Annotated in this window: 8 protein-coding genes; 4 read left to right on the top strand and 4 right to left on the bottom strand. The window is 38.8% G+C overall.

Annotated elements, in window-relative coordinates; genetic code table 11:
* Positions 1 to 147 precede the first annotated feature (147 nt).
* The 4 genes from BLW31_RS20940 to BLW31_RS25215 form a co-directional block, all read right to left on the bottom strand.
* Positions 148 to 1,167: an inorganic phosphate transporter gene (locus BLW31_RS20940; RefSeq protein ID WP_010537280.1), complete on the bottom strand. Its 1,020-nt coding sequence runs from the start codon at positions 1,165 to 1,167 to the stop codon at positions 148 to 150.
* Positions 1,168 to 1,183: 16 nt separating this feature from the next.
* Positions 1,184 to 1,831, bottom strand: coding sequence for a DUF47 domain-containing protein (locus BLW31_RS20935; protein ID WP_010537281.1), 648 nt, complete (start codon positions 1,829 to 1,831; stop codon positions 1,184 to 1,186).
* Positions 1,832 to 1,910: 79 nt separating this feature from the next.
* Positions 1,911 to 2,552 carry a DedA family protein gene (locus tag BLW31_RS20930; RefSeq protein ID WP_010537282.1) on the bottom strand — a complete coding sequence of 214 codons (642 nt, stop codon included), beginning with the start codon at positions 2,550 to 2,552 and terminating at the stop codon, positions 1,911 to 1,913.
* A 148-nt stretch (positions 2,553 to 2,700) separates the two neighbouring features.
* Entirely contained in the window at positions 2,701 to 3,141 is a 441-nt protein-coding gene (locus BLW31_RS25215; protein WP_010537283.1) for a DUF8440 family protein, read from the bottom strand.
* A gap of 240 nt (positions 3,142 to 3,381) precedes the next feature.
* Between BLW31_RS25215 and BLW31_RS20920 the strand changes: the two genes are divergently transcribed.
* From BLW31_RS20920 to BLW31_RS20905, 4 genes are read left to right on the top strand one after another with little or no spacing between them, the layout of a single operon-like run.
* A complete protein-coding gene (locus BLW31_RS20920) occupies positions 3,382 to 4,638 on the top strand; it encodes a carboxypeptidase-like regulatory domain-containing protein (protein WP_010537284.1) in 1,257 nt (418 codons plus the stop codon).
* A 50-nt stretch (positions 4,639 to 4,688) separates the two neighbouring features.
* Positions 4,689 to 5,240 (top strand): RNA polymerase sigma-70 factor, encoded by a 552-nt coding sequence (locus BLW31_RS20915; RefSeq protein WP_010537285.1) that lies wholly within the window; start codon positions 4,689 to 4,691, stop codon positions 5,238 to 5,240.
* Positions 5,237 to 6,079, top strand: a complete 843-nt coding sequence (locus BLW31_RS20910) for a FecR family protein (protein ID WP_010537286.1) — start codon at positions 5,237 to 5,239, stop codon at positions 6,077 to 6,079. The genes BLW31_RS20915 and BLW31_RS20910 overlap by 4 nt, the downstream gene beginning before the upstream one ends.
* A 16-nt stretch (positions 6,080 to 6,095) precedes the next feature.
* Positions 6,096 to 7,637, top strand: a complete 1,542-nt coding sequence (locus BLW31_RS20905) for a carboxypeptidase-like regulatory domain-containing protein (protein WP_010537287.1) — start codon at positions 6,096 to 6,098, stop codon at positions 7,635 to 7,637.
* Positions 7,638 to 7,666 lie beyond the last annotated feature (29 nt).

The raw sequence follows: 7,666 nt of genomic DNA, 5'->3' as shown, positions 1-7,666 counted from the left end.
AAAAACTTTGGGTAATAACAAAGCCCGGGCTTGTGAAAGTCTGGGCTTTGTGCATAAAAAAAGGTTGTGCCAGCGTTTTGACACAACCTCTTTGTTTTTTTAATTCCTATATGTGATTTTTATTTCAGAAATAATAAGGCTGTTTTTTTATTTCAGAAATAGTGATACTATTAAATAAACAATTGCAGCCAAGAGTCCACTGACAGGGATAGTAAGCACCCATGCAGTCATGAGGCTTTTAGTCACTCCCCAGCGAACAGCAGATAAACGTTTGGTTGCTCCGACCCCGATAATTGCTCCGGTGATCGTATGAGTCGTGCTTACAGGAATTTTCAGCATTTCTGTGATATAAAGTGTAAAAGCTCCTGCAGTTTCAGCAATCATACCTTCCAATGGAGTTACTTTGGTAATTCTCGTTCCCATTGTTTTTACAATTTTCCATCCTCCGGACATGGTTCCCAGTGAGATAGCTGTAAAACAGGAGAACGCTACCCAGTCCGGTAGATCAGAAATGCTGTTTATACCGATTCCTAAACCCATGGAGTGAGCGGCTATCATTGCGGCGGCGATAATACCCATTACCTTTTGGGAATCATTCAAGCCATGTCCCACACTGAACATGGCCGAAGAAACCAACTGTAATCTTTTGAACCACATTTCCGCAGTATGCGGATTGGCACGTCGGCAGATATAGAGTACAAGCAGAGTGAATCCAAAAGCGATAACCATACCTATGAATGGAGCCAGAAAGATAAAAGCTGCGATTTTAAGAATGATGTTGAGTTGGATAGCTTCAAAACCATTTGCCATGATGGCAGCTCCTGCAAAACCACCGATAAGCGTATGGGAAGAGGAAGATGGAATACCTTTCCACCAAGTAATCAGGTTCCAGGAAATAGCGGCAATGATACCTGCCAGAATGATAGGCAGTGTGATATATTGCTCTACAACCGTTTTTGACACAGTGTTTGCTATACCAAAGCCCCCTATAATATATTTGGCTATGAAAAACGCAACGAAGTTAAAGAATGCTGCCCATAATACTGCTTGGAAAGGAGTCAGTACTTTGGTTGATACGATGGTAGCTATCGAATTTGCCGCATCATGAAAGCCGTTGATATAATCGAATATCAGAGCCAGTATAATGATAATCACTAATAATTCCATGTGTCTTGCTCTGATTTTATGAATACTTTACGATCAGGTTTTTCAATATTTTGCCTACATGTTCAGCTGCATCGGTTGTCTTTTCCAGCTCATGCATGATCTCTTTAATCTTAATCAGTTCGATACAGTCTTTTTCTTCTTCAAAGAGTTTAGTGATAAAGAGTTCGTAAACATCGTCCGCCTGATTCTCTATATCATGTAATCTAGAGCAGTACTCGCGTAACGGTTTTGGATTTTTGCGGAAGGTTTCCAGTTCATCCATAGCTTTACCTATATTAATCGCCTCTTCATGAATCAGACGGCTCAGTTCTTTTCCACTTTCAGAAATGGGGCGAGGATTATAGATTACAATTCGTTTGGCGCTACTGTTGATTCCGTCAATAACATCGTCCATACAGGAAGCCAGATCGTGGATATCTTCACGGTCGAAGGGAGTGATGAATGTGGTGCTTAACTCATCAAAGATTAAATGAGTCAACCGGTCGCCTTCGCGTTCCATATCTTTTATTTGCTTGTAGTAGTCAGCTCTTTCTGTTGGTAGATCATGTTGCAGACTTTCTACAAGTAGAACGGATGAGGCAGATAAAACATCTGATAACTGCTTCAGCAGAGGAAAGAACTTTGGTTCTTTGGGCGTGAATTTACTAAAAAAAGAATTTTTCATAAATATGAGTACATTAAATTGTTTTTGAGATGTTTAATTTGATGGTCGTTGTTATTAATAAACAAATAAATAAAGTTTTTTATTGCTTCGATCCTAACTTCGCTCGTAATACTTCTATTATTGCAGGTAATATTGAAATAAATATAATAGCGATAATCAAGAGTTTAAGATTTTCCTGTACGAACGGCAGATCGCCAAAGAAGTAGCCTGCATAGCAAAATAAAACTACCCATATGGCCCCACCTGTCAGATTGTAGATCATAAAGTAATAGTAATGCATTTTTCCCATTCCGGCTACAAATGGAGCAAAAGTGCGGACGATAGGCACAAAGCGGGCGAGAATAATCGTTTTCCCACCATATTTTTTATAAAATTCATGCGTTTTATCAAGATAACTTTGTTTGAATATCCTGGAGTTGGGATTATGAAAAAGTTTGCGTCCGAAAAAATGTCCGATCATGTAGTTGCAGGAGTCACCTAATACGGCTGCTGCAAATAAGATTAAAACAAGAATATGGATATCGATCGACATACTGGGTAATGCGGAAATGGCTCCTGCAACGAAAAGTAAAGAATCACCAGGAAGAAAGGGGGTGAGTACAAGCCCGGTTTCGCAAAATATAATAGTGAATAGGATAGCGTATGCCCAAGTATGGTAATCCTGCACTATACTAATCATGTATTGATCAATGTGGAGAATAAAGTCTAATATAAATTCCATTATATATCAGTTATTAATATGTAAAAGAGAAATCGTATGCATATTCCCGGTAATGGAAAAGACTCTTCTTGCTTTCTTACCTTGAATATAAAGGGATAAAATGGGCATGAAGATACACTCATCTCATCCCATAGAAGGAAAAGAGATATTAAATAAGTATTCGTCCTAGTGTATAGACGTAATATCTATATGAGAATTTGGTGAGATTTGTATAGTAGGGGAGACCAGTCCATTTTTCTTTTGGAAATTGATATTTTAAGGAACTTAGTATCCGAATTGTGACGGAAGAAACGCTGAATCTTAGGATTTTGGAAACAGAAGTGGTACGAGATAAAAGTGAGTTTCCTAAAATGCCGTCAGCAGTATTACAATCATATTTTCCATCATATTTCCCTGCTTGGAAGAAGCTTTTTTCTTTACCCGATTGTTTAACGACTGTTTTAGATCTATAATTCTGTAGTTGGGTATGGGATTGTATAGCTGTAGTACCGGCTTCTGTCCGGAACTCCTGTAGTTCTTTATCGGGAATTAAACTGCATCCCCATATCAGAAATATACCAAATAATATACAGAATATATATTTCGTCATAACGGCTACAAAGGTAGAAACTATTTTTATACGAAATATATATGAAAGTATAATTAACAATTAGATTTGAGTCTGGCAAGATCAAAGTGGAATGATGGCGTTTCTTCTCTTGTTTGTTGAGAATGTATTTTTCGTATGCGAGGCAAGATACTGTTTTTTTATTTCAAACAATAGGGTATTGGCGGCTTGAACGATCTTATTGATAGAAGCAGGAATTATTAACTTTAAAACTCTATTAAGATGAAAAAGTCTGTTATACTTTGGGTTGGATGGTTATTAGCTTTTCTATGGATAGGGAATGCTGATATATGGGCGCAAGATGCGGGAGATTATTACACGATCGTTGGGATGGTGAAGGATAAGCAGAATAGAAAAACGCTTGAAAACGTGAATGTGTCTGTTCAGGGGAGCAATATTGGTACGGTGACAAATGCAGAGGGAGAATTTGCTCTGAAAGTAAAAAAAGAGGAGGTTCCGCGCGAACTGGAAATATCTCATATTGGCTATATCAATAGTCATGTGTCTTTGGATAAGCATAATGCCTCAAAACTGACGGTCTGGATGATTCCTCATACTAATCAGTTGAATGAAGTGGTAGTTTATGCCAATAATCCGCGTACGATCATAGAAAAGGCGATGGAGAAGATTCCGGTAAATTATAGTGCGAACCGGAACATGCTTACTTGTTTTTATCGGGAGACTGTGCAGAAAGGACACCGTTATATCAGTGTATCGGAAGCTGTACTTGATGTATCGAAAACGGCATATACCAACCGTACTACGGATGATGATAAATTGCAAGTTCTGAAGGGACGCCGTTTGTTAAGTCAAAAAGCTAGTGATACATTAGCAGTAAAGGTTATGGGTGGTCCTAATATATCGGTCGTTTTGGATATCGTGAAGAATAAAGAAGCCTTGCTGGAACTGGAAGAACTGAATAACTATGAGTTCTGGATGAGTGAATCCGCACTGATAGATAACCGGATACAATATGTTATTAATTTCCGTCCGAGAGTTCTTTTACCTTATGCGTTATTTCATGGAAAATTGTATGTAGATTGTGATAACCTGTCGTTTACACGTGTCGAAATGGATCTGGATATGCAGAATAAATCGAAGGCGATTGCTGCTATTCTTCATCAAAAGCCACTTGGGTTGAGATTCAAACCACAGGAATTATCTTTTCTGATTACTTATAAAACGATTGATGGAAGGACATATATGAACTATATCCGAAATGATATTCGTTTTAAATGTGACTGGAAACGGAGACTTTTCTCTACGAATTATGCGGTAACATCAGAAATGGTGGTGACGGACAGGAGAGAGAATCCATCCGAAATGATTCCGAGGAATAAAGTGTTCGCTTCTAATCAGATTTTCTACGATAAAGTAGGAAACTACTGGAGTGAAGATTTTTGGGGAAATTATAATATCATTGAACCTACGGAGTCTTTGGAACATGCTGTCGATAAATTGAAAAAGCAATCTAATTAAAATCAGAATTGTTTTCTTATATTTGGGAACAATCGTAAAATGATAGTAGTATGCTGAATGAACAGCTCATACTGACAAAAATAAAAGCAGGTGACATAAAGGCGTTTGAGGAATTATTTCGCTGTTATTATTCTCCCCTGTGTTGGTATGCGGCAAGCATTACCGGACGGATAGAGGTAGCTGAGGAAATCGTTGAAGAACTGTTTTATGTGCTTTGGAAGGATAGGGAACAATTACAGATTTTTCAATCTGTAAAAAGCTATCTCTACAGAGCGACGCGTAATCAGTCTATTCAATATTGTGAACATGAAGAGGTGAAGGAACGGTATAGAGAGTCCATATTGACTGCACCATCTTCGGAACAGGTTACAGATCCTTATCAACAGATGGAATATGAAGAACTTCAGAAGTTGATTAATAGTACCCTTGAAAAATTACCGGAACGTAGAATGCGAATCTTTAAGATGCACCGGGAGGAGGGAAAGAAATATGCAGAAATTGCACTTCTGCTTTCTCTTTCCGTTAAAACGGTGGAGGCGGAAATGACGAAGACTTTACGAACTTTGAGAAAAGAAATAGAAAATTATATTCAAATGAGATGATGAAAACGGATATTCATAAAATAAAGACGGAACAGGCTTGGAACCAGTTGTATGACCGATTGGACAAAGATCATTTGCTTGTTGAAGATCATCGGAAACCTAAAATTTCGATATGGGTACGCTATGGGGCTGTTGCAGCGGTAGTAGTAGGTTTTGTTTTGGGGACTCTGTATTGGGAATTTGGGCAAAGAGAAGAATTACCAAGCCTTATTACACAGAAAAATCAAGATATTCCTACATTGGTTACGACTCTTGAAGATGGTTCTGTCGTATTTTTGGCAAAGGAAACTTCTATCCGATATCCTGAACATTTTGTTTCCGATAAACGGGAAGTCAGTTTACAGGGAGATGCTTTCTTTGATGTGGCGAAGAACAGGGAACGACCCTTTTGGATTGATACCGAACAAGTGAAGATTGAGGTGTTGGGTACTGCTTTTAGTGTGAAGAGTGTCGAGGATGCTCCGTTTCGTCTCTCAGTACAACGTGGAACTGTTAGGGTAACCTTAAAAAAAGGGAATAAGGAATGCTATGTCAAAGCTGGTGAGACAGTGGTATTGAAATCGCAGCAACTGCTACTTAGTGCGAATGAAAATACGGAAGAGTTGAACCGTTATCTGAAACATGTCTGTTTTAAGGATGAATCTTTGGAACACATTCTGAAAGTAATGAATATGAATGCCGGAAGTTTACAGATACGTGTAGCTTCTCCTGCACTTGAAAAAAGAAAGCTGACAGTTGAGTTTTCTAACGAATCTCCAGAGACGGTGGCTACACTGATAGCATGTGCACTAAACTTGAAGTGTACACGACAGGGAGATACATTTATGCTGGCAGAATAATTTTAAAAAAAGTAAGATGAGGCTGGTTTATCGCTATATGGCTATTCTGTGTTTACTCTTTTTCGTGTCGAATACGTTAAGAGCAACCGGAGAAGATGTGCTGGAGAGCATGATCAGTCTGCCCAAGACGAAAGGAACAGTCTACTCCCTGTTAGGCTATATTTCTCAACAGTCGGGTTATCTGTTTATTTATGATAGCAAGGTAGTGAATAATGACGCAACGGTAAAGATACAAAAAGGAGAACGAACTATTCGTCAGGCCATTTATGAGATTGTAGGAGATACCAGTTTGGAGTTTAAAGTAATAGGCACCCATATTCTGATAACTCCTTTTACACAAATTAAACAGCAGCATGCGGGCCCTGCATCTGCTCAGTTTGTAAATATTATGCTTACAGGAACTTTGCTGGATAAGGAAACCGGGATGCCTGTCGCTTCTGCATCCGTAGGAGTTCGGAGGACATCTGTGGGTATTGTCACTAATAAGGAAGGTGAGTTCAGACTTTCTTTACCGGATTCTTTGCAAAATGATTCGGTCGTGTTTTCCCATATAGGATATGTTTCACAAACTTTGGAAGTTTCCGTTTTGGCAGGAAGGCATAATATTTTGAGTTTGGAACCGAAGGTGGTCCCTCTGCAGGAAGTGGTGGTTCAATGGGTTGATCCTTATAAATTGTTGAAGGAAATGGGACGGCAAAGAGAGCAGAATTATTCTCATTCTCCCACTTACCTGACAACATTCTACCGTGAAGGGGTTCTATTGAAAAATAAGGTTCAGAATCTAACTGAAGCAGTCTTTAAAGTTTATAAAATCGCTACTCACCCTTCTGTTTCCGATCAGGTAAAGCTGCTAAAGATGAGTCGGTTGAGTAATGTGGAAGCTAAGGATAGTCTGCTTGTTAAGGTAAAGTCCGGCATTCAGGCATGTTTTCAGATGGATATAATGAAAGATATGCCTTCATTTCTGATACCTGATGCAGGTGATAACGGCTATCTCTACACTTCACAGGGAGTGACATTCATTGATGATCGCTGTGTTAATGTTATACACTTTGAACAAAAGAAAGAGATAATCGAGCCTCTCTACTGTGGAGATTTGTATATTGATGCTGAGACAAATGCTTTGTTGCAAGCTCGTTTTGAGGTCGATCCTCAACGTGTGAAGAAAGCATCGGGAATGTTTGTAGAAAGGCGTACGCGTGGTATTAATATGATACTGCAAAAGGTGGTTTATACTATTTCTTACAAGCCATGGCAAGGAATTTATTATATTCATCATATCCGCGGCGATCTTTCTTTCAAAGTGAAACGAAGGCGCTTGCTGTCTGGTAGTCCGCATATGCAGATTTGGTTTGAAATGATCACTTGCAAAGTGGATACGGAACAGGTGACTGCATTTCCTCGGGCAGAGAGATTACCTACACGTACTATCTTTTCTGATATGAATTTCAGATATGACGAAGATTTCTGGAAAGATTTCAATGTGATACCTTTGGAGGAAGAACTTAGCAAACTGATTGAGAGAATCTCTTTGAAAATAGAAGAAATCGGTCCTTGATTTGTTTTGCTATTCGGTGAGATTGCTGT

Origin of the sequence: Bacteroides faecis MAJ27, from assembly GCF_900106755.1 — a bacterium.
In the GTDB taxonomy this organism is placed as follows: domain Bacteria; phylum Bacteroidota; class Bacteroidia; order Bacteroidales; family Bacteroidaceae; genus Bacteroides; species Bacteroides faecis.
The sequence above is the reverse complement of the archived record's forward strand: the minus strand, read 5'-3'. Positions and strand labels throughout refer to the sequence as shown.